Annotated in this window: 20 protein-coding genes; 13 read left to right on the plus strand and 7 right to left on the minus strand. The window is 43.2% G+C overall.

Going from position 1 to position 23571, the window contains the following annotated elements:
• The first annotated feature begins 10 nt into the window (after positions 1-10).
• Positions 11-1411, plus strand: a complete 1401-nt coding sequence (locus DACET_RS14615) for an IS4 family transposase (protein ID WP_013010092.1) — start codon at positions 11-13, stop codon at positions 1409-1411.
• A 33-nt stretch (positions 1412-1444) separates the two neighbouring features.
• On the opposite strand, the gene DACET_RS14620 is transcribed toward DACET_RS14615, so the two are convergent.
• The 3 genes from DACET_RS14620 to DACET_RS14630 are packed head-to-tail and all read right to left on the minus strand — an operon-like array spanning position 1445 to position 5027.
• Positions 1445-2542, minus strand: coding sequence for a substrate-binding domain-containing protein (locus DACET_RS14620; RefSeq protein ID WP_013012133.1), 1098 nt, complete (start codon positions 2540-2542; stop codon positions 1445-1447).
• A 14-nt stretch (positions 2543-2556) separates the two neighbouring features.
• Complete coding sequence (locus DACET_RS14625; RefSeq protein WP_013012134.1) at positions 2557-3654, minus strand: hypothetical protein; 1098 nt, start codon at positions 3652-3654, stop codon at positions 2557-2559.
• Entirely contained in the window at positions 3651-5027 is a 1377-nt protein-coding gene (locus DACET_RS14630; RefSeq protein ID WP_041230442.1) for a TIGR01777 family oxidoreductase, read from the minus strand. The genes DACET_RS14625 and DACET_RS14630 overlap by 4 nt, the downstream gene beginning before the upstream one ends.
• A gap of 273 nt (positions 5028-5300) precedes the next feature.
• On the opposite strand from DACET_RS14630, the gene pta reads away from it, so the two are divergent.
• The 5 genes from pta to DACET_RS14655 all read left to right on the plus strand — a co-directional run bounded on the left by pta (position 5301) and on the right by DACET_RS14655 (position 10884).
• Entirely contained in the window at positions 5301-6290 is a 990-nt protein-coding gene (pta, locus tag DACET_RS14635; protein ID WP_013012136.1) for a phosphate acetyltransferase, read from the plus strand.
• Positions 6291-6301: 11 nt separating this feature from the next.
• Positions 6302-7552: an acetate kinase gene (locus tag DACET_RS14640; protein WP_013012137.1), complete on the plus strand. Its 1251-nt coding sequence runs from the start codon at positions 6302-6304 to the stop codon at positions 7550-7552.
• Positions 7553-7742: 190 nt separating this feature from the next.
• Positions 7743-8768 carry a Holliday junction branch migration DNA helicase RuvB gene (gene ruvB, locus DACET_RS14645; RefSeq protein WP_013012138.1) on the plus strand — a complete coding sequence of 342 codons (1026 nt, stop codon included), beginning with the start codon at positions 7743-7745 and terminating at the stop codon, positions 8766-8768.
• A gap of 2 nt (positions 8769-8770) precedes the next feature.
• Positions 8771-10108 carry a DNA repair protein RadA gene (gene radA / locus DACET_RS14650; RefSeq protein ID WP_013012139.1) on the plus strand — a complete coding sequence of 446 codons (1338 nt, stop codon included), beginning with the start codon at positions 8771-8773 and terminating at the stop codon, positions 10106-10108.
• Positions 10109-10116: 8 nt separating this feature from the next.
• Positions 10117-10884, plus strand: a complete 768-nt coding sequence (locus DACET_RS14655; protein ID WP_013012140.1) for an enoyl-ACP reductase FabI — start codon at positions 10117-10119, stop codon at positions 10882-10884.
• Positions 10885-10985: 101 nt separating this feature from the next.
• Here the strand turns inward: DACET_RS14655 and DACET_RS14660 are convergent, their stop codons facing one another.
• Positions 10986-11855 (minus strand): DUF2156 domain-containing protein, encoded by an 870-nt coding sequence (locus tag DACET_RS14660; protein WP_013012141.1) that lies wholly within the window; start codon positions 11853-11855, stop codon positions 10986-10988.
• A gap of 159 nt (positions 11856-12014) precedes the next feature.
• On the opposite strand from DACET_RS14660, the gene DACET_RS14665 reads away from it, so the two are divergent.
• Genes DACET_RS14665 through DACET_RS14690 form a run of 6 tightly spaced genes read left to right on the plus strand, consistent with a single transcriptional unit; the run spans position 12015 to position 17413 of the window.
• Positions 12015-12803 carry a cytochrome C assembly family protein gene (locus DACET_RS14665; protein WP_013012142.1) on the plus strand — a complete coding sequence of 263 codons (789 nt, stop codon included), beginning with the start codon at positions 12015-12017 and terminating at the stop codon, positions 12801-12803.
• A gap of 3 nt (positions 12804-12806) precedes the next feature.
• Positions 12807-14069 (plus strand): glutamyl-tRNA reductase, encoded by a 1263-nt coding sequence (gene hemA / locus DACET_RS14670; protein WP_013012143.1) that lies wholly within the window; start codon positions 12807-12809, stop codon positions 14067-14069.
• 5 nt (positions 14070-14074) lie between these two features.
• On the plus strand, positions 14075-15001 hold the full coding sequence (gene hemC / locus DACET_RS14675) for a hydroxymethylbilane synthase (protein ID WP_013012144.1): 927 nt from the start codon (positions 14075-14077) through the stop codon (positions 14999-15001).
• A gap of 5 nt (positions 15002-15006) precedes the next feature.
• Positions 15007-15690, plus strand: a complete 684-nt coding sequence (locus tag DACET_RS14680) for a uroporphyrinogen-III synthase (RefSeq protein ID WP_013012145.1) — start codon at positions 15007-15009, stop codon at positions 15688-15690.
• Positions 15691-15704: 14 nt separating this feature from the next.
• Positions 15705-16682 carry a porphobilinogen synthase gene (gene hemB, locus DACET_RS14685; protein ID WP_013012146.1) on the plus strand — a complete coding sequence of 326 codons (978 nt, stop codon included), beginning with the start codon at positions 15705-15707 and terminating at the stop codon, positions 16680-16682.
• Positions 16682-17413, plus strand: a complete 732-nt coding sequence (locus tag DACET_RS14690) for a DUF815 domain-containing protein (RefSeq protein ID WP_013012147.1) — start codon at positions 16682-16684, stop codon at positions 17411-17413. Before hemB ends, DACET_RS14690 begins: the two co-directional genes overlap by 1 nt.
• Before the next feature lie 109 nt (positions 17414-17522).
• Here DACET_RS14690 and DACET_RS16075 read toward each other — a convergent pair.
• A protein-coding gene (locus tag DACET_RS16075) for an IS5 family transposase (RefSeq protein WP_211204088.1) occupies positions 17523-18274 on the minus strand; the annotation gives its coding sequence in 2 pieces (ribosomal slippage) (positions 17523-17959 and positions 17959-18274; 753 coding nt in all).
• 113 nt (positions 18275-18387) lie between these two features.
• Between DACET_RS16075 and DACET_RS14705 the strand changes: the two genes are divergently transcribed.
• On the plus strand, positions 18388-21096 hold the full coding sequence (locus tag DACET_RS14705; RefSeq protein ID WP_013012148.1) for an ATP-binding protein: 2709 nt from the start codon (positions 18388-18390) through the stop codon (positions 21094-21096).
• A gap of 101 nt (positions 21097-21197) precedes the next feature.
• Here DACET_RS14705 and DACET_RS14710 read toward each other — a convergent pair whose 3' ends face one another.
• Both DACET_RS14710 and DACET_RS16790 read right to left on the minus strand, forming a co-directional pair.
• A complete protein-coding gene (locus DACET_RS14710; protein ID WP_013012149.1) occupies positions 21198-23069 on the minus strand; it encodes a sensor histidine kinase in 1872 nt (623 codons plus the stop codon).
• A gap of 61 nt (positions 23070-23130) precedes the next feature.
• Positions 23131-23517 carry a (deoxy)nucleoside triphosphate pyrophosphohydrolase gene (locus DACET_RS16790; RefSeq protein WP_013012150.1) on the minus strand — a complete coding sequence of 129 codons (387 nt, stop codon included), beginning with the start codon at positions 23515-23517 and terminating at the stop codon, positions 23131-23133.
• Positions 23518-23571 lie beyond the last annotated feature (54 nt).

Consider the following 23571-nt stretch of genomic DNA (forward strand, 5'->3'; position numbering starts at 1 on the left):
GACTTTTTCTATGTTTGAGAATAAATCAATACAAACCGAAGTTCAAGCGGCATTATGGAAAGAATTTGAGATATTCCGAGTAATAAGGGCTCTGCAGCTGCGTACAATTGCCTATAGGTGCGGTATCTCAAAGAATCAGGGCGTTGAACCGTTTTCTGTTCTTATTGCCTTGGTTTTTCTGACGTTTCTCGGCAAAAGCGTTCACCATTTTGTTTCCCACTGCCGGAATAGCTTATTCGATTTAGGCGGTAAAGATGTTTTTTATCGTTTAAGTACACGTACAAGTATCAATTGGCGACGTTTTATGATGGATATATCGTTAAGGGTGATCAAGCATTTTAAATCATTCAGCAGCTGGCAACAGCGTGTTCTTGTCATTGATGACACAGTGATTCCGAAAGCCGGTAAGAAGATTGAAGAAGTCTCCTGGGTGTTTGACCATAGCAAAGGTAAAAGCGTGAAAGGCTTCAGTGCTGTTGTACTTGGCTGGAGTGATCGTTCGTCATTTGTTCCTGTAGATTTTGCTTTGCAGCGGAGCAGCAGAAAAGTATTCAACCAATCGACAGAGACTGAAATGGATAAGCGGATGCTGGCGTGGCATCGTAGACAGGAAGCAGTAAAAGACAAACCAACACTGGTAAAAGAAATGCTCAAACGGGCGAAACAGAAAGGGCTGGATGCAGGAGCGGTTCTGTTTGACAGCTGGTACTGTACGCCGAAGCTTGTTTCATCAATCTTTCATGAGATAGGCTATGACGTGATTGCCATGCTTAAAACTACACCGACATTAACTGTTGTATTAAATGGCAAGGTATACTCAACCAAACGCTTATGGGAATGCGTTGTTCCAGCTTTAAAGAAAGAAACAGTTACTATTGGTAAAGACAGGGTATTTGTATCATCCACTAATGCTTTTTTCGGTGAAACTCTTGTTAAGCTTGTCTTCTGTCAGCCATCAGAGAAAAGTAAATCGAAGAAGCCTATTATTCTGCTGTCAACGGATACCTCTTTGACATCGGCAAAAATAATTGAAACCTATGGGCAACGATGGGCGGTGGAAGTACTGTTTAAAGAAGCTAAGAGCAAGCTCTTCTTTGGGAAAAATCAATCCAGAAGCTTTGAGGCTAACATTTGCTTCCTGACACTGTCACTCGTTAGGTTTATCATTCTGAGCTATATGGAACGGATAAATGGTGATTTCCGTCACAAAGGCAGTCTGTATGAGGGTTTACGTTATGAAGTTGAAGAACTGAACATTCTGGCGTTTATGGAAAAATTCATAAACCAACTATTATCGATAATTGATGGTGCAAAAGAAACATTCGCATTTTTTATGGATAAATTAACTGGGATTCAAGAAATGGTAAGGCATTCTATCCAAAATTTACTATTTCAAAGATGCGAAACTTGAGAAAATAAGAAAGTCTTAGACCATAGGTCTTGTTTATTTGTCTGAGTATCTTAGTGCCCTCGCTCTAAGGTTGTCTATCATCTCTGTGGACATTGAATTTGTTACCATTACAAATTTTCCGCTGAATATTTGTGGAACCTGTTCAGGTGTTCCTTCCATGTCAAGGCGTATCGCTTCAGCTATTGCTATGCCGTTGTCATCATTCATGCGCATAACGGTAAAATCAAGTTTTCTTCTTTTGATAAGATCCAGCTCTGCCGCAGTGCCGCCCCAGCCACTCACGAGAACCTGACCTGTGCGCCCTGCATCTTCTACAGCTTTTAAAGCGCCCAGTGCTATGTCCGTGGAACATGCATAGAAGAATGACAGATCGTCAAATCTGGACAGAGCAGATGCCGCCGCCTTATAGGTTTTGTCCGGGTCAAAGTCTGTATAGAATTTTGCAGCGGGGATCAGCCCTTTTGCAAGGCTGTACTTTTCAAAACCGCCGCCTCTCTGGGAGCTTACTGCCCCTTTGGAACCATATAGCATAACATACTTTCCACCCTTTGGGTAAATGTAGCTGTAATGTTCGGACAACATCCTAGCCCCCTGCAAGTGGTCAAACCCGACATACATGAAAGGCTGATAATTATCCCATTTTTTCAGAGGTGTTGTCAGGTTTTGTATGATGACCTTCGGTTTGCCTTTCGCAAGAATGCCATCCATAAGCCTTCGTATGCTGTTGCTGTCCGCTGATACGGCAAGATAGTCTACATCGTTACTAGCTGCTTTTGTGAGCTGTAGCGCCTGAAGGCGATAATCACCGGATGGTTTACTGTAGTATTTGAGCAGTTCATATCGGATTCCAAGCTCGTTGAGTCTTTCTCCCATAGCCTTAACACTGTCGTGCCAATAGCTGGAGTTTTGTATTGCAGGGTAAACAACAGCTATCCTGACAGGCTTTTGCTGGCGGAATCTAATAGGTTTGCCATCATCAGACACGATATTAGAGAACTGCTCAGAAACAGCTTTCTGTTGAGGATATTTTTTAAAATATTCGCTGATAGTATAAATATCGGGCGCATCGAAACAGTGCCCTGCAGCAGAAACCAAATAAAGAAGTAGTATTAATGCTCCTCTAATAAACATTCGTGCTCCTCATGTCAGAAATTCTTGATCCTGTAGTTCCCTTTTGAAAAGAAGACTGCAAACAGGAATATCAGGTATGCAATCAGTGTCGGTATTACAAAAGATACGTTAAAGAAAGCCATAGGAGCCAGCAGTGCAACTATCAGCCAGTGCAGGGCAATTGCCGGACCAGAATGCAGCATAATAGGGAAGTCTTTAAATCTGCATATTACCGCCAGTCCGCTTATGTTCCAGCCGTACAGGGCGAGTGTCCTGTGGTATGTTATTGTAAGATCTCTGTAAAAAGGGTCAGTGTATCCGTATGCGTAAATCAGTATGTAGAGAACACCGGTTACAGATGTCATAAGCAGAAAGACGATCCCTGATGTCAGATATGCTTTCTGCTGCTCTTTTATGCCGAGCCGTATGTAAAGGTATAAAACGCATGACACAGATATGAAGAGCATTACAGATATTGCCAGCTCAAGATAAATTGCCTCAAAAAGTATAAAAACGAAAAAAACTATTACCCCCATAGTGATAGTCCAGAAGCTGATAACTTTCATGTCGCGATATACGGTGTTTGGTGCTTTGTGCATTGTGGTGAACATCACGCTGAGGGATATGAGTGAAACCGGAAATGAAAACCCCAGAAAAAACGTGTTCAGGGTGAGTTTTTCAGAGTGTATGAATGTGTAATATTCCTGGTTAACTATTGCAGATATAGAAATCAGAAGACCTATGGAAAGGCACAGTAGTGATGCGTGGTGGAATTTCTGTGCTGTGGGAACCTTTCTGGTGAAAAAGTCCCATGGGAAAAAGCTGAATTTTATATTTCGTACGGATTCCACTATCCCGAAAAGAATAAGCGATATTGCTATCGCAAGGGCGTAATACTCAAAGAAAGCAAGAAAAGCATAAACGAAAGAAAGCAGGAAAAAAGCATACAGACGTTTTGTCATTTTGCCCTTATCCATTGTAAAATATAAGATTATGGTGCCGCCTGTGCATAGATTGAACAGGAAAATGTGCAGCCTCTCAAAGTTGTAATCAGCTATGAAGTGATGCATAAAACCGAAAGAAAGGGCGATAGTCATTGTAAGCATAAATGTTATGCGCAGAGCTATACTCATTTTGTTCTCCCTAGCTGATGCCGTAATGCATCTTCTAATATAGGGTATCTGAATGTAAAACCGCTTTCAAGCAGCTTTTTCGGCTGGACATTTGCACTGGCGAGCAGAACTTCTCTCCCCATCTGTCCATAGACTGTTTTTATAAGCCATTCAGGCACACGCAGAAAACGCGGTCTGTCCATCACATGTGCAAGAGTGTCGGCATAGTCCTTCCATCGTACAGGGTTAGGAGCGGTGAGGTTGACTGCTCCCTTGATGTTATCATTTTCTATTATATGTGTGATCGCATAGAGCACGTCGTCCATGCTTACCCAGCTCAGGTACTGCCTGCCGGAGCCTATTACTGTCCCCAGCCCAAAAGCTGTTGGTTTGTATGTACGCTCCAGAGCGCCCCCCTGCGGAGACAAGGCAACTCCTATGCGGAGATAGACAACTCGTATCCCTTTCTCCTCTGCTGCTTTTGCAGCCTTTTCCCAGTGGTAGCAAACATGAGATATAAAACCCTTTCCTGTGCCGGATTCTTCTGTGAGAATCTCGTCGCCTCTGTCACCGTAATAGCCGATAGCAGATGCACATATAAGCAGTTTAGGAGGTTTTTCCATATTTGATATTGTTTTTGCAAGGAGGCTTGTGCTTCTGACCCTGCTGTCCACTATCGAAAGCTTCTTTTTATTTGTCCAGTTTGCATTGCCTATGGGCTCACCGGCGAGGTGTATTATAACGTCGGCGTGTTCAAAGGATTCGTTCATCGTTTCGGCGTACGGGTTCCAGCATACGTCACCAATACAGAGTTGTTTTTCGTTGCGGAGCATTCTTATGGTTTTATGCCCTTGGGTCTGTAGATATGGGATGAGGTTTGACCCCACAACACCCGTGGCTCCCGATACTACGATTGTTTTCGGCGCCGGCTTGTAGCTGCTGAGAGTTTCAATGTCGTTTTTAGAAACAGCCTGTCTGTACGCAAACATTCTGCGGAGTTTCTTTTTTATGACAGAGCCAGCAAAATATTTAGAAATGTTATGCATCGGCAATTGATATTCAATTTCATCTATTATTAAAGTTTTCCCATTCAGAGTCTTAAAATAGTGGGAGTGCTCCCATTTTGAGAAAGGACCTTTTGTCTGTATGTCCTTAAAAAACTGGTCTTTATTGTATTCGACATGTTCAGCGTGCCACGGCGTGCTAATAAAACCCGCTTTAACCTTAAGTTTAACTGAAGCTCCGATATTAATTCCAATATTTTTTTCTATAACTTCAAGTGGCTCCCATGGCGGGGTGAGGCGTTGCAGAGCACCCTCACGTTCGTGCCAGGAGAAAGCTGTGTATATGTCAGAATTAATTTCTGTGTTACAATAAAAAACTGATTTACCCATAATATATGACATTTTAAATATAAAAACGATTTTAAGCAATGTAAGTTCAATATTTGTTTAATTATTGATGATTTATATTACGATTATAAACTTGTTTTAGAAAGGCTTATGAAAGATTATGGGAAATTTCCTAACACTGGTTGATTACTTGGTTAATGATTTGTAATAGGAAGGAAAGAGAGAACATCAGCAATAGAATAAAATTATTTTATTATTGAGTTTTTTGATAATTAGTTGTAAAACATAAATGCAACATTTAATCGGAGGTTTTCTATGTCTCTTATGGAAAAGTTCTGGAATATAGCGAAGTCCAGAAACAAGACGATCGTTCTCCCTGAGGGGGAAGACGAAAGAACAGTCGACGCTGCAAACGCAATAGCCGAAAACGGACTATGCAAAATTATACTCCTCGGTAATGATGTGCAAATCAGAAAGGCGTTTGAATCTAAAGGGTATGAGGTTCGATGTGAGATCATCGATCCGGAAAAAAGTGAATATCTGGAAGATTTTACAAATACATACTATGAAAGCAGAAAAGCAAAAGGGCTTACAAAGGAAGAAGCTCTGGAGAGCATGAAGGATGTTCTTTATTTCGGGGCTATGCTGGTGCAGAAGGGGATCGCTGACGGTGCTGTTACCGGTGCCTGCCATACAACAGGAGATGTGCTCCGGGCTGCAATCCGCATCATAGGTACAAAACCTGGGATGAAGACAGTTTCCAGCTGTTTCATAATGGTTCTTCCTAAACCAGAATTTGGAGAAGATGGTGCAGTGGTTTTTGCTGACTGTGCTGTAAATCCTAATCCTGATGCTAAAACATTGGGAGAGATTGCTGTTGCGGCAGCGGCAAGCTGTAAGTCATTTCTTGAGGTTGAGCCGAAGGTTGCGATGCTCTCATTCTCTACGAAAGGTTCTGCGGAGCATGATGATGTTGAAAAGGTTCGTGAAGCGGTGAAAGCTGCAAAAGAGCTTGCGCCGGAACTTTCTGTTGACGGTGAGCTTCAGGCTGATGCAGCTCTTCTGGAAGCCGTGGGTGCTAAGAAGGCTCCCGGGAGCGATGTGGCGGGGAAAGCAAATGTACTAGTCTTTCCGACACTTGATGCGGGCAATATCGGGTATAAGCTTGTTGAGCGCCTTGCAGGTGCAGAAGCTATAGGACCCGTTATTCAGGGGCTCGCTAAACCGGTTAATGACCTCTCACGAGGATGTAAATATATGGACATAGTCAACGTAGCGGCTATAACGGCTGTTCAGGCTGACTAGGAGGATTTTGGATGGATATATTAGCTCTGAACTGCGGAAGTTCATCAGTTAAATACCAGCTTTACGATTGGGAAAATAGAAGAGTAATAGCTAAAGGGGTGGTTGAAAGGATCGGTATCGGTGATTCATTCATTGTGCATGAGGCGGACGGCAAGAACACATTCAGAGATGAATACGAATGTCACGACCACGCCACTGCCGTCAGCCTGATCGTCAGAACTCTTACAACCGGTGAATACAAAGTTATGGACAGTATGGAGCAGATATCTGCTGTGGGACACAGGGTGGTTCACGGCGGTGACAAGTTCGCAAGTTCTGTTTTACTCACACCAGAAATTATCAAAACAATAGAAGATGTACAACACCTCGCACCTCTGCATAACCCGCCCAACCTGGCAGGTATCAGAGCTGCCCAGAAAGTTATGCCGAATGTTCCTCACGTGGCGATATTCGACACAGCTTTCCATCAGACCATGCCGCAGGCAGCATATATCTATCCTGTGCCTTACGAGTGGTATGAGGATTATGGAGTGAGACGTTACGGGTTCCACGGTACAAGCCACTTGTATGTTTCTAAGCGTGCCGCGGTTCTTCTGGGGAAAGATGCGAAAGACTGCAACATAATAACCATGCACATAGGTAATGGTGTTTCTCATACAGCTATTAAAAACGGCGTATCTGTTGATACCTCTATGGGGCTTACGCCTCTTGAGGGGGCTATGATGGGAACCAGGTGCGGCGATATCGACCCCGCTGTTCCGCTTTTTATGCAGCAGCAGCTCGATGTTGATGCAAGAACTATGGATAATATTCTTAATAAAAAATCAGGCGTGCTCGGCATCACAGGACGATTTACCGACAGGCGTGATGTTCTGATGTGTGATGATGTGGAATATAAGCACAGGTGTTCCCTCGCTGTTGATGTCGAGTCCTACAGGCTTCGTAAATATATCGGCTCTTACTATGCTGTTCTTGGCAGACTGGACGCAATTGTCTTCACCGCGGGTGTGGGCGAGAATGCAGGAGCAATACGTCAGATGGCGCTGGAGGGGCTTGAGCATATGGGGATTGAAGTGGACAGGGAAAAGAATCTTGCAACTTTTTCCAAGCACGGTGAAACAGAAATTTCCACTCCGACTTCAAAAGTGAAAGTTTTTGTTATCCCCACTAACGAAGAGATAGTGTTTATTGAGGATGTTGTAGCAATACTTAATGGTACCTACAGACCTCATACAGAATATCCTTATTCATTTGCTGAATAGTTGTAGTAATTTTTTTTAATATCACAAACGCTCCGATGGTTTATGCTGTCGGAGTTTTTTTGTGCCTGCAAGTGCTTAAGGAGGTTGAGCCCCGCAGAAGAATATAATAGTTCGGCTGGTAAACTAGACTGATATTGCCTCAGGTTTAAGAAACTGATATGATGCCGGATATCTATATGACGGGGGAGAGATGGACAATATCTTTACTGATGATAAACAGCCGGAAGATTTTCAGAACTCTTCTATCAGACCACAGGGTTTTGATGACTATGTGGGGCAGAAGAAGGTAAAGGAAAACCTGAAGGTATTTGTTCAGGCTGCGAAACAGCGGGGGGAAGCCCTCGACCATTGCCTTTTCCACGGTCCTCCCGGTCTTGGGAAGACGACTCTGGCAAACATTATATCCCACGAGCTGGGTGTAAATATAAATTCAACAAGCGGTCCGGTTATAGACAAGGCGGGCGATCTGGCTGCCATACTCACTAACATTCAGGAGGGGGATGTCCTCTTCATAGACGAGATACACAGACTTCATTCTAATGTGGAAGAGATACTTTACCCCGCTATGGAAGATTTTAAGCTGGATATCCTCATAGGGCAGGGACCAGCAGCGAGAACTGTTAAGATAGATCTGCCTCCGTTCACTCTCATAGGTGCTACCACAAGAGCCGGGCTCCTCACTTCTCCGCTCCGTGACAGATTCGGCATGATAATGCGCCTTGAGTTTTATGATGTGGATGAGCTTAAACATATCCTCCTGCGTGGAGCCGGAATCCTAGAGGCAGATATTGAAGATGCCGCCGCAGAAGAGATTGCAGGCAGAAGCAGAGGGACTCCCCGTATAGCACACAGGATACTCCGCCGTGTGCGTGATTTTGCAGATATACTTAATAACGGGCAGATTACCCTAGACATGGCTCGCGAAAGCCTCAGGAGGCTGGAGATAGATACAGAAGGGCTGGATGCGTCCGACAGGAATCTGCTCCTGTCGATTATAGAAAAATATGAAGGCGGTCCCGTTGGTGTGGATACTCTTGCGGCAACAATGAGCGAAGAGAGGGACACCATCGAGGATGTAATAGAGCCTTACCTTATATATCGGGGATTTGTGAAAAAAACCCCGCGGGGACGCATGGCGACAGCACATGCGTATGAGCACCTTAAGATGGCTGTACCCGGAAGGCTGACAGTTGCAGACTTTCTGGAAGAGGAATAGCCGTGGCTAAAAAGAAAGCTAAATACGTCTGCCAGTCCTGCGGGTATGTCAGCCCGGGCTGGATAGGCAAGTGCCCTGAGTGCAATAGCTGGAGTAGCTTTGTTGAAGAAATCCAGGTGGATGCGGCAACTACAGCGATAGGAAAACGTATAGCTAAGGCTAAACCTGTTTCGCTGAAAGATGTCAAAGGGCTAGAAACCGAGCGCACCCCCACTGGGATGCCGGAACTTGATCAGGTTCTGGGCGGCGGGCTGGTAAAAGGCTCTGTCCTTCTTGTCGGTGGTGAGCCGGGAATAGGGAAGTCTACCATCATGCTTCAGTGCGCCGGTATACTTTCAAGGGACAGGCTGAAAGTGCTGTATGTCTCCGGTGAGGAATCTGCTGCACAGCTCCGTTTGCGTTCTGACAGACTTGGCGTTTCTGAAAATGAAATAGATATCCTTTCCACTAACAGTCTCGAAGATGTTCTTCAGGCGTGTGAAGAGGAGAAGCCGGATTATATAATACTTGACTCGATCCAGACGATAGCATCGGATGATCTGAACTCTGCTGCGGGGACTGTAGGGCAGGTGAAACATGTCACCTATCGCCTTGTGGAACTTGCCAAAAGCAGAGGGATAACCGTTATGATAGTCGGTCAGGTCACAAAGGACGGCTACATCGCAGGTCCGAAAGTTCTGGAGCACCTCGTGGATACAGTGCTGTATTTCGAAGGGGACTACAGCAGGGGCGTGCGGATACTCCGGTCCGTAAAGAACAGATTTGGTCCCACAAATGAGGTCGGGCTCTTTGAGATGACAGATAAAGGTCTTCTGGAGCTTTCGAGCTACAGCTTTGTGGACGATAGAGCTGATAACTCTGCCGGGCGGGTTTTTGTTCCTGTTATGGAGGGGACAAGGGCTTTTCTTATAGAGGTGCAGGCACTTGTAGCACCGACATTTTATCAGTTTCCCAAGCGTAATTGTATGGGGTTTGACCTTAACAGGCTGAACATGCTCCTTGCTGTTTTAGAAAAGAAGGGTGGTGTGAATCTTGCCGGAAGCGATATCTACATTAATGTTGCGGGCGGGATGAAGATCACTGAGACCAGCGCAGACCTCGCTATATGCGCAGCTATCGTATCGTCTTTCAGAGACAGACCGATAGACCCTCATTCAACATTTATCGGTGAAGTGGGGCTGACAGGTGTTATACGTCCTGTGTCTAATATGGGCAGCAGACTGAGCGAAAGTTACAAGATGGGTATCAGAAAATATTATCTCCCTGAGAAAGTGGAGTTTGACAAAACAATAGAAATTGGTTTATCTATTAATGTATCCAAATTTCTGGATATGTTTTAGGAGGATTTATGGGACTTCTTGATGGAAAAAAGGCGCTGATCTTCGGCGTTGCGAACAACAAAAGCATTGCCTATGCCATTGCTAAAAATTTTATTGAGCAGGGTGCAGAGGTTGCTTTCAGCTATGCCGGCGAAAAGCTCAAAACAAGAGTGGAAAAGGTCTCTGAGGAACTTGGAGGCAAATTTCTTGTCCCATGCGATGTTACCAGTGACCATGAGATAGAAGCATGCTTTGAAACTGTTAAAAAGGAGTGGGGAACATTTGATATCCTCGTGCACTCTGTTGCATATGCTCCAAGTGACGCGCTGAAAGGCAGATATGTCGACACACAGAGGGCACACTTTGCAATGGCTCTGGACATAAGCGTATATTCTCTGGTAGCTGTGGCTAAAGCCGCAGAACCTATTTTGAATGACGGCGGCAGTGTGATCACAATGTCATACCTCGGTGCTGAAAGGGTCATAAGAAATTATAATGTTATGGGGGTTGCAAAAGCAGCTCTGGAATCTACTGCGAAATATCTCGCTTTAGATATGGGTGAGAGGAAGATAAGAGTTAATGCTATTTCCGCAGGTCCTATTAAGACACTTGCGGCGGCAGGCATATCTGACTTTAAAAAGATTTTTAACCATATTGCGGAAAACGCACCACTGCGTGACAACTGCACTCAGGACGATGTCGGGAGGACTGCGGTTTATCTCGCATCTGAACTTTCAACAGCAGTGACAGGGGAAGTTATCCATGTTGATAACGGCTACTCTATAATGGGATTGTAATAAGTTATCCCGAAAAGTTTTTTGTCTGTTTGAAATTGAATTAAGAATAATGAAATCCCCGTTGTTGGTGACAGCATCGGGGATTTTTTTATCGCTTATTGTTATAAGGTATCTGTTTTTTTAAAGCTCATGCGGTATTTCTTTTCAAGCTGGTCAGGTATATAGCTTGTTTTTGCCATGCGGAGAGCGGTTTTACCAAGATCCTGTTCGAAATTAATGAATTCATATCTTTTGGGCAGGATGTTTGCAAAGTCGTTGTATAGGTACTGATAGATACCTTTGTATGTTGTAAGCGCTTTCGCAAAGTGCAGAACATAGGTGTCGTCAGTAAGTTCTTCTCCTATGACAAATCCGCAAGGTTCACCGTCGATATAGTATATTCCTCCGCAGACGCAAAGCTCATCATAAAGACGCAGTGCCTCACAGCAGGCGAAATAATCGGTATCTTCCTTGGTGAGTCCGGAGAGTTCCAGCCATTTTTCCAGAATATATTTGCAGTCGCCAAGGCGGTCTTTACTCATTTCGAACGCTTCTGCTTTATAGCTTTCGTTAAACTGTTTCAGCAGGTTGCGTTTCTTGTGAAGTTTACGCCCTTTGTAGGTGCTCATCTTTTCTGTTGTGTAGATGTAGTCGGTATCCCCATCACGAAAATCGTATTCGATGTCGTGATCTTTGAAAAACTCAAGCCAGCTCTCATGCACCGGAAAGAAAAAATCACATTCTCCCTGGAGCTTGTGTAGTGTATCTAAACAGCAGGTTCTCATGTCTTTTGTAGGCATGATATATGTTTTGTTGTCGTATGTTTTTCCTCGTACGAACAGCTCCTTGTCGCATTCAAATACTTCGTAATGATGAGTATTTCTGAAAAGGAACAAGTTGGGAAAGCTGTATTCAGATATAGGTACACTGACAGATCTGAGCCTGTCTTTCAGCAATGTTTTGTGTGTTAATGAAATTGGTTCGTAGCTCATGTGAAGTTAAATTACCACATAAAGATATGAAAAGTCTATTTAATATCTGTGGTATTATCGGTTTACAAAATTTATCTTCAAAAAACCTCTTTGGTTATATATACTTTAATATAGTTTGTAAATATGGCACGTTTGTGTCTGATGGAGAGTACATTTAATATGTATTTTGATTTAGCAATACTTGGCTGTGTCCTTGCGCTTTTGCATGTGACACTTTTCTTTTTTATGGGGCATAAAAGGCTGGAGACGATGACTACTGTTTTCGCTCTGATAGGTTTTGGTCTGAGTGTGCTGCAATATGCTGCGCTTTACAAAATGCCGACGCCTCCTTATGCGAGCATGAGCGGGATCCTGCTTCTTCTGACTATGGCGCTTCTGATAGGATATATCGGAATGTATTTCAAATACGGGCGTCCGTCTATAGGGCTTTTTGTTTTTCCGCTGGCTGTGATATTCCTTATGATATCCCGCTTTACATCAGGGATAGCTGTTGCGCATGAAGATATGGTGGTGACAGCATGGCTGTATATCCATTTGCCTTTTACGATAATGGGTACGGCATTCTTCATGTTGTCCACATTTACGGGGATTATGTATTTTATTCAGGAGCGGCAGCTTAAAAATAAGAATTTCGGGATAATATTCCAGAGATTTCCACCGCTTGACACTATAAATAAATTAAACAATACGACTCTGTATATCGGCTTTTACACGTTTACGATAGGGCTTCTTGCCGGACTTATCTGGATGTTTTATTCCAGCGGGCGTATAAATGTCTTTAGCCCGAAGCTGGTTTTTGCTATCATTACGTGGATAATTTACAGCAGTATAACATTTTACAAACAGTTCAGAGGGATGTCGCCGAAAGACACAGCGCTCTCTACTATAATAGGTTTTATTTCGGTGCTTATTACCTACATAGGTGTGGCATTTTTTGTAATGGGATAACAGATGCAATTAGCGGTACTTGGTTTAAATCATAACTCTGCACCCGTTGAGGTGCGTGAAAAGCTCGCCGTAGAAGGCGATGAGCTGGCACAGATATATAAAGAGGTCATGAAGAATGACCGTATATATGAAGCAATGATAATCTCTACCTGCAACAGGGTGGAGTATTATATTGTTACTGATGACTTTCTCTGCAATATTGAAAGTGTTGTGGATATCCTCTCTGACCATTGCGGTATGGATAGGTTCGAACTGCGAAAGTATACTTATATCCACTGCGGAGAGGATTCTGTTCATCACATATTTCGTGTGGCATCCGGTCTTGACTCCCTTGTTATGGGAGAACCTCAGATATTCGGACAGGTGAAGGACGCTTTTGAGGCTTCCCGTGAGTTTGGAGGTGCGAATACTTTCATTCGCAAGCTGGAAGAATTCACCATAAAGACCACTAAAAAAGTCCGTACAAATACCGGTATAGGCGAAAACCCTGTATCAGTGAGCTACGCTGCTGTTGAGCTTGCGGCGAAAATTTTCGGAAATCTGAACAGTCACAATGCACTCATAATAGGTGCCGGTGAGATGTGTGAGCTTGCTGCAAAGCACCTTATGACTTCAGAGATCGGCGGTATTACTGTTACAAACAGAACTATGTCGAAAGCTGAAAAGCTTGCCTGCGAAGTGGGGGGCGACACCCTCCCTTTTGAGAGCTACAGAGAGAGTCTAGAGAAATATGATATCGTAATCAGCTCCACAGGAGCCACTGAACTACTTGTTACTAAAAAAGATGCAGAGAAGGCTATGGCAGGGCGTAAGAAACGCCCGATGTTTTTTATAGACATAGCTGTTCCGCGCGATATTGACCCAGATATAAATGAAGTTGAAAATGTTTATGTTTACGACATTGACGACCTGAAGGCGGTTGTGGATGCGAACAAGAAACAGAGAGAGAAAGAAGCTGTAAAGGCTGAGGAATATATCACTCATGGGATGGAGGGCTTTTACGGCTGGCTGGAATCCATGAAGATTGTTCCGGTGATCAAGTCTTTCAGGCAGTCTTTTGAGGATATCAAAGAGGCAGAGATCAAACGCTTCTGTGATAAGAACAAGCCTTCAGAGGAAGAGGTAAGGAAAATGCAGTATCTGGTGAGTGCGTATATGAACAAAGTTCTGCATACTCCCCTTAAAAATCTTAAGAACAGAGCGTCAGAAGGTGGCAAATACTCACTGGATGAAGCTATGAAAATATTGTTTGAGTTAGAGGATTAGATATTATGGAAAAAGTAGTTATAGCAACCCGTGGAAGCAATCTTGCCCTTTGGCAGGCATACTATACCAGAGACAGGCTCCAGAAAGAGCACGGTGTGGAAGTCGAGCTGAATATAATCAAAACCAAAGGGGATAAGATTCTCGATGTCCCTTTGGCAAAAATAGGCGGAAAAGGTCTTTTTGTCAAAGAGATAGAGCAGGCGCTTATAGACGGGAAAGCTGACATCGCTGTCCACAGCATGAAGGACGTTCCTATGGAAATGCCAGAAGGGCTGGAACTTTATGCCTCCCCTGAAGGGGCATCCCCCTATGACTGCTTTGTTTCTGTCAAATATAATGAAGTGGTGGAATTGCCGCAGGGGGCAGTTGTCGGGACTAGTAGTCTCAGGCGTAAGCTTCAGCTTCTTAAAATGCGCCCAGACCTCGTTATCAAAGATCTCCGGGGCAATGTAAACACCCGGCTTGCCAAGCTTGAGGCGGGCGAATTTGACGGTATTGTGCTCGCGAAAGCCGGACTTGTTCGCCTGGAACTCGGACATGTTATAAAAGAAACTTTTACCGCAGACCAGATGCTCCCCGCTTGTTGTCAGGGCGCGCTGGGCTTTCAGATAAGAGCAAATGACACACGCATGAAAGAGCTGCTTAGGTTCATGAAAGACCCTGCCACAGAAACAAAAGTTTCGATGGAGAGGGCGTTTCTCCGCAGGCTTGAAGGTGGCTGTCAGGCTCCTATCGCAGGGCACTCTGTGCTTACAGGCAGTAAAATATGTATGAAAGGGATTGTCGCCGCTCTGGACGGCAGGACTTTTATCGAGCAGTTTATAGAAGGGCATGCAGAGGACGCCGAAAAGCTTGGGCTTGAGCTTGCTGAAAGGGTACTGAATGCAGGAGCCAAAGATATTCTGGAAGAGATATACTCTCAGGCGGATTAAACCCGATGAATGTTCTCGTCACCCGTGAAGAGGAAAAATATCAGATTCTGGCTGAAAAAATGAAGGCATTCGGGCTGACACCGTTCAGCCTGCCGATGATAGAATGTTCCCCCGTGGGAGCTATTATCACTGGTGAGTATGATTATGCTGTTTTTACAAGCCTAAATTCTGCAAAATACTTTAAGCCGCACATTAGCAGAGTGACTATAAATAAAGTTGTCGCTGTGGGACCTTCCACTGCGGCTGCCCTGCTGGACATAGATATAAAAACCGATATTATGCCGGAAACGTTTTCGGCGGAAGGGATGAAAGAACTTTTTGCAACCGAGGATGTCGAAGGGAAGAAGTTCCTGTTTGCCGGAGCGAAAGTCCGTGCCGGAGATTTTCATGAATATCTCAGAGGTAGAGGTGCGGAACCTGTTATGGTCGCAACTTATCAGACTCAGCCGGTGAAATATCCCCCAGGCTACATCGAAGCTTTTCTGAAAGAAAATAAAATAGATATTGTGACCTTTGCATCTCCGTCGGCTGCCAGGGCGATGCTTGCTGATATTCAGCACATTGATCAGCAGATAGTGTGCATTGGCAAGACCACAGCGGACGAGGTACGGTTTTTAGGGTATGACAGCAGATATCCTGATGATTATACCCTGGACTGGATGGTAAGATTAATAAAAGAACTCAGTTAATAAAGGAGACTAAGATGGCTTTTCCTGTGGACAGACCCAGAAGACTCAGAAAGAACGAAACAATGCGCCGGCTCGTAAGGGAAACAACCCTTTCAGCGTCTGATTTTATATTACCTCTTTTCGTATGTGAAGGGGAGGGGATAAATAAGCCTATCGGCTCTATGCCGGATGTTTCGCAGATGTCTGTGGATGTCTTGGTTGAAGAGTGTAAAGAGGTTGAGGCACTTGGTATCCCTGCTGTAATACTTTTTGGTATCCCTGCGTTTAAAGATGCTATGGGGTCGGAAGCATATAATGAAGACGGTATAGTACAGAAAGGTATCCGTGCAATAAAGAAAGAATGTAAGAAACTGCTCGTTATGACAGATGTATGTATGTGCGAATACACAGAACACGGTCACTGCGGTATCCTGAAAGGTGAAGATGTTGATAATGACGAGACAGTTAAGCATCTTGCGCTTACTGCACTAACACACGTTAAGGCGGGAGCTGATATCGTTGCTCCCAGCGACATGATGGACGGGCGTGTTGACGCTATCAGAGAGATCCTCGATGATCACGGCTTTGACGATATTCCGATCATGAGCTATTCTGTCAAATACTGTTCAGCGTTTTACGGTCCTTTCCGTGAGGCAGCGGAGTCAACACCTCAGTTCGGAGACAGAAAGACTTATCAGATGGATCCTGCAAACAGACGTGAGGGGCTTAAAGAAGCTGAACAGGACATAGTGGAAGGAGCAGACATCATTATGGTCAAACCTGCGCTCCCTTACCTTGATCTGATAAGCGACCTTAAACAGAATTTTGACAGACCGGTTGCCGCCTATCACGTAAGCGGTGAATACAGCATGATAATGGCTGCGGATAAGATGGGCTGGCTGGACGGACATAAAGCTATGATGGAATCCCTTGTATGCATCAAGCGTGCAGGCGCTGACATCATTTTTACCTACTATGCAAAACAGGCTGCTAAAGCCCTGAAAGAGGTTTAATGAGCAACGTACACGCCTACAGGTGGACAAGCAGCGGCTTGGTGCAGATAGATCATATTGATCATGTTAAGAGGAGTGATCTTGTCTCCATAGACAGGCAGATAGCTATGACTGAGGCTAACATCAAAGCTTTTGTCAGCGGTAAACCTGCCCTGAATATGCTTTTATGGGGCGAGAGGGGGCTTGGGAAGTCAACTATTGTTAAGCTTATGCTCCACGAGTACGCAGAGAACGGACTTGCTGCAATAGAGTTCCGTCACGAAGATGTGCTTTCAATATATGATCTTTATGCAGAAATCCGCAGGATGAAGAGTAGGTTTGTCATGATATATCTTGACGATATCTCTTTTGATTCCAGCGATACGCTGTACCGTATGTTTAAGTCAGTGCTGGAAGGTGGACTGGAAGAAGTTCCCAAAAACTGCATCTTTGTTGCCACGTCTAACAAAAGGCATATGGTAACAGAGCAGGCAGCGGATTCGGGCGATCTTTACGACAGAGATGATGCAAATGAAAAGACATCACTCTATGCCAGATTCGGGCTTGCTGTGGGTTTTTATCCTATAATTAAAAAAGACTATCTTAAGATTGTGGAAAACTACCTGAATATTTATGAAATACCGCTTTATGACGGCTGGGAGCAGGAAGCTGAAAATTATGCTATGGACAGAGGCGGACGAAGTGGTCGGATTGCTAAACAATTTGCGGTTTATAAGGGGATTTCTGTCTAAAAAATTGATTTAAGTCAATTTTAAGTAATCAAATCAGGCGTTTTGTGAGGATGTGGATAAATAAACCTTGCGAATAGTATATAAATGGTTATCTAGGGGCTGTTCACATTTATTTTAACCATATGATTACAGCCACCAATGTTACCATTGCCTCATAGTTTCTTGCAAGTTTTTCATATCTTGTGGCAATTCGCCGGAATTCTTTCATTCGCTGAAAGAGCCTTTCAACCAGATTGCGCTCTTTATACAAATGCTTGTCATATTTCCGTTGTTCTAATCTATTACATTTAGGCGGGATAACTGCAACAGCACCAGCCTGTATTATTGAAGACACAAAAGCATTGGAATCGTACCCTCTGTCAGCAATCACATAAGCAGGTGAAAATCCTGCGATGAGATTATCTGCCTGAGCGTATTCCGACTCCTGTCCTCCCGTAAGGATAAACCTTACAGGGTTGCCATGTGAATCCACAGATGCATGAATCTTAGTACTCAGACCGCCTCTGGAACGCCCTTGGCATTCTTGGTTTTGGCAGTTTTTTTTGATGCACCATGTTGATGAACCCTTACAATACTGCCGTCTACCATAAGGTACTCAAGGTCTGCATCTCCAGACAGCTCTGCAAATACTTTCTGCCAAACATCCTTTTTAGCCCATCTGTCATAACGTACGTATACACTATGCCATTTGCCAAAGCAGGGGTGCATGTCACGCCAAGGACTACCTGTTCTGGCTATCCATAAGACTGCTTCTACAAAAAGACGGTTATCTTTAGCTGTTACTCCGCTGTCGCTCTTTTTTCCGGGGAGCATATCTTTGATGCGTTCCCATTGTTCATCTGATAATTGAGCTCTATACATAAAATACTCCAATTATTTCATTGGAATATATATCGGCATTAATTTAAATGTGAACAGCCCCTAGTTAAGTAAATATACAAGAAGATATAAAATATTATTTGCAGGGTTCGATTATGTACCAAATATACAAGGGCAAAAGCCTGGTTCCTATTATTATATTTTCAGCACTTGGTTTGCTGGGCAATATCCATAGCTATGAAATCTTTTTCAATGTCAATCTAACATTTGGAGGAGTATTCGCTGTTCTGGCAGTTATGCTGTTAGGGCGTGTCGGAGTTATTGCTGCATTTGCAGCGAGTCTATATACCTTTTTTATATGGGGACATCCGTATGCAGTGATCATTTTCACCTGCGAAGGGCTCTTCCTGTCTGTCTATGGCAGGAGGTGGAATAATTTCGTTAAGGCAGATTTTATTTATTGGGTGTTTGTGGGCATTCCATTCATGTTCATCTTCTACTATTTTGCCATGGGGCTTAACTTATATATGGTTGAGCTTATAGTTATGAGGCAGAGCGTTAATGCTGTTCTGGCTGCATTTGCAGCGTCTGTTCTGTATGATATAGGAAGTTTTATAGTGCCGTCAGCGAAGAACGGAGAACCGAAATTTTCCTATCGACACATAGTCTTTCAGACAGTTTTGTCTATTATAATTGTTCCTATGGTTATTCTCTTAGCTATAAATGTTAATTCAGGCATGAAATATACCTCTGAAGGGCTTCAACGTGAACTGAATAACGCTACTCAGGCTGTGAGCACCGTTATTGATGATTTTCTGAGAGAAAATGTTAAGGTTATCAATCTTGCTGAACAGATTGTCAGAGATCGTGATGTCAGTCCGGATGGGCATGATTTTATGGAGAGCTCGTTAATCAAGCTAATTCAGAAAAATGAGTATATGACAAGCATTAGCATAACAGATGAGACACTTCAGGAAGTGGGATATGTTCATCTCTCGAATAATAAGGATAATGTTAAGCCTCAGTCACTCGGTTTCATAGAGTTTGCTGATCCTGACTGGCGTGAAAAAGACCCATATTTTGCAGGAGTATTCACAGGGATAAGTGGAGGAAACCGTCAGGCTGCTATGTACATTGTGAAAAAACTGAAAGCATACAGCAGCAAGGAACCGATATATGTTATCGGTGCTCTTAACTTCGATACTTTCGAAGATAAAATAAGGCAGATGACAAAAGGTTCAGACGTTAAAATCACTTTGGTTGACAGAAACAGAAAGATAATGATGAGCACTGATAATGAGCTGATTTCAGGCAAAATTATGCTTGACAGGATGTCTCTTGGAAGTAATAGCGCTGTTAGCGAAGTGGTTGATCTGTGGGCTCCTGATGAAAATAATTATACTTCAGAAGTAGCAAGATGGAAAAAGTCACTGTTCACAAGGACAGTTTATTTTACTGATAATGCCGGATATTCCATGATCATTGATATGCCCCTTGGGAGATATGTTGATTTCATGAATAGCAGCGGTGTAAGATCACTGTCTGTCATATTTATAATAATCATTCTTTCAGTGTGTTTTGGCTGTATTATCAGTAATTTTCTGACAAAAGAGATGAGAAACATCAGTGCGGTTGCAATAGACCTGCCTCAGCGTGTTTCCGGCGGCGAGAAAGTCGAGTGGGATGAAACTATATTGTTTGAAGGGGCTGAAATTAAAAAAAGCTTTAAGATTATGAGCGAAGAACTCAGTAAAAAATTCAGAGAGCTTCAAACCCAGAAAGATGAGATAGAAACTCTGCTTTCTAATATCCCGATGTGTATATTGCTGAAAGATACTGATAACAATATAATAAAGGCGAATAATAAAGCAGCTGAAATTTTCGGGCTTAAAGCAGAAGAGCTAACAGGGAAACATCTGGGGTTGTTTCTGCCTGATGTTGGGTATTTTTATGAAGTTGATCAGGAAGTTATTGAAAAAAAAGAACCAATGATAAATGTACTGACAAAATATAACCCTGTAAACGGCAGAGAATTTTTAGCAAGAACAAACCGTGTGCCTATATTTAATGATGCTGGTGATGTTGAGTCGATACTTGTTATTGTTAATGATATCACAGACGAGGTAAAAGCATCAGAAGAGAAAGAAAGGATGCTGGGGGCAATGAATAAGCAGGCAAGGATGGCGGAGCTGGGGGCGATGCTCAGCATTATCATACATCAGTGGAAACAGCCTCTGAATATAATATCGCTTGCATCACAGACGGTTCGTGATGACATACAGGATGATAGCTGGGATAAAGAAACGGTGAGTAACGATCTTGATACTATATTACAGAATACTGAATTCCTGTCACAAACAATATCTGACTTTACAGGTTTTTTTAATAAATCAAAAAACACGTCTCTGTTTAATGTTAATTCTGTAATAAGTGAAGTTCAGCACCTGATAGATAAGCAGTTTATTAAGAATGGAATAATTGTAAATATCGATAATACCGATGCGTTTGAAATTAAAAGTCTGAAGAACGAGTTCAAGCAGGTTTGCCTGAATCTGTTTAATAATGCTAGCGATGCCATTGTGTCGAATAATGACGAAGAGAGAACCATAAAGGTGCGTTACCGTGTCGATGGTGATGAAGGGCAGATTATTTTTTCTGATACGGGCGGGGGGATAAGCTCTCAGCTTTTGCCTCATAAAATTTTTGATGCTTATGTCACAACTAAAGGGGAGAATGGCTCAGGTATAGGACTATATATCTGCAAAAATATAATTGAGGACAATATGGGCGGGCACATAAGTGCTTCTAACGATGAGCAGGGTGCAGTGTTTGTTATTACGCTCCCTCTTAGCAGGTTCAGCTAGGACATATCACGAAATCATTACACGTATTCAATAGTAAAAAAGTTATCGGAAGGCACAAAATTATGAAGAGATCTAATCCCGAAATAAAGCATGACTGTGTACTAGTCCGCTGATTTAAATGTAAGAGTGATTTTAGTTCCGTGTCTGTCAGAGCCGGACTTCCGTAATGTTGAGCTTATCGAGATGCTGCCTCCGTATGCCTCCATAAATTTCTTTACCAGGGGCATACCGAACCCCGTACCTTTTTCTCCGTCGGTTCCTGGTCTTGTCGTTGGTTTTGAAGGGTCAAATATGTATTTGAGTATCTCCTCTGACATCCCCTGTCCATGGTCTATGACGTGCATGTAGACTTTTTCCCCGTCCTTCTGAGAAATTATCTCAACGGCACTCCCCTCCATAGAGAATTTGATAGAGTTAGTTATCAGGTTGCTCATTACAGAGTTGATTAAAGAAGCTTCTTCAGCCATAACATTATGATTTTTGTCAACATCAGAGGTTATTGTTATACCCTTATCTGTCAGTCTGTGCCGAAGCATCCTAAGAGACGTTTTAAGCGAGCTGCTCAGGTTAACAGGCTGAATAGACAGTTTTTGTTTTCCACTGTCGAGGGCACGCATGGTGCGTACCATTTGTATTATGTTTATGGCCTGTTCTAAGGACTCTACTATAAGCTCTTTCCCTTCCGCATCCATCACCTCTGCCATTTCGTTTGGATCGTTGTAGTATTCCATCATGCCGATTACACAGCTGATAGGATTAAGCAGGTCGTGGCATAATATATGGACCAGCTCCTGTATTTCTGTGACGTTTTTTTGTAGTTCATCGCTTTTCTTGTTTAGTTCTGACACATATTCTTCGAGCATTTGCTTATATATATTGTCGCGGTATGTTGAGTTAAGTTTTATCACTGCGATGAAAAGACAAGCGATGAAAAATGCAATATTGGCAGAAATAAAAATACTGTATGCAAATGTTGTAACGCGGGAATACCGCTCATCAAGGTAGCTTTGAGGGACGAACGTCACCAATTTCCATTCATAGCTGCCCGGCATATACTTGAGCTCTCTGGAGAGCGAAAGGTCGATTATTTCGGATTCAGCACTGGCTAGTGTGGGGACGGGGCGCAGAGTTGTGTGAAAGAAGAGCCCTTTGTCGGATTGCATACTGCCCTGCTCGTTTAGGTAGATATGTCTCCATACATCAGGGTTTTTTTGCTGGAAGGACGAAGTATCCCCTTTCATGAAAGCAAATTCCTGTGATTTGTCGTTAGAGATCAGCCATTGGGCATCTCTATTTAGCATCATGATTCGACCGTAAGAGATAGACTCGTAATCGCGTATCTCTTCCAGAAGCTGTTTTGCATTGTAATTAAACACAAATAGATTCTGCATTTCCCCATGTTCGTTATATATGGGCATTGTGAATCTTATAGTCGGCTTTTCAGGTTTTTCAATCTCTCCGTTTTCGACATTAAGGTCAAGATTAGAGATATAGACCGTATTCGGAGGGAGAGTCAGTGCTTTCTGGTAATAATACCGGTCTGATTTGTCCTGTAACATGGCTTTGGGAACCAGAAACGGGTCACCGTTATTGTAATTGACCCTCGCAATTTCTTTGCCGTCAAGCCCGAGCATACGTATTTGATCATAAATACGTTTATCCTTGATAAAATAATACAGCAGACTTTTTACTGATGTGAAGTTCAGTATAGGCTCATGGCAATAATCTTTGATAACTGCTGTTTCAGTAAGGAAATGGATATCAGCAAATATTTCGCTAAAACCTGTGTCGGTCTTCTTTTTCTGAAGTTCCAATATAAGTTTTTGCGAATTAGAGATATTTTCCATATCCAGTCTTATATACAGTGACAGGAAAAACAGTAACGCAACCAGTGACACCAGAAAAAATGGCGAAAATAGAAGCAGAGTCCTCAAAAGATATTTGTTCATTCCCGGTGAGCTGATTTTGTTCATAAACATCCGTCACATATTGTTTAATACTTATTATTACCGCATAAACAGCGCTGCTGTAAAGTCAATTAGCCAGAAACTGCATAACAAAGGTCATGTCGCCGCTTGCCAGAGGCTTTTTCAGTAGTGAAGTTACGCTGCACCATAATATTTTCTGGTGCTCAGTGAGAACTATCTCTCCATCTTCGTAGACAGCTTTGTAAAAGTAGAGATGAACGCATCTTTCAGGGGAGTTGTGTATGATGTCGCCGATAAGGTTTCCGGGGCAGATATTGATGCTGAGTTCTTCTTTTATCTCTCTGACCAGAGCCTGTTCGTGTGTTTCCCCCGGCTCAATTTTACCGCCGGGAAATTCCCATTGGCTGCCCAGATGGGCATGTTCAGGTCTTTGGGCTATAAGGAATTTTCCGTTCTTCTCTATTACAGCAGCTACAACCTCTATGGTATTGATATGAGCACCTCACAAAAAAGCCGGCAAAACTTATTAAAGAATGCCGGCGTAGGT

The organism is Denitrovibrio acetiphilus DSM 12809, assembly GCF_000025725.1.
GTDB classification, from domain to species: Bacteria; Chrysiogenota; Deferribacteres; order Deferribacterales; family Geovibrionaceae; genus Denitrovibrio; species Denitrovibrio acetiphilus.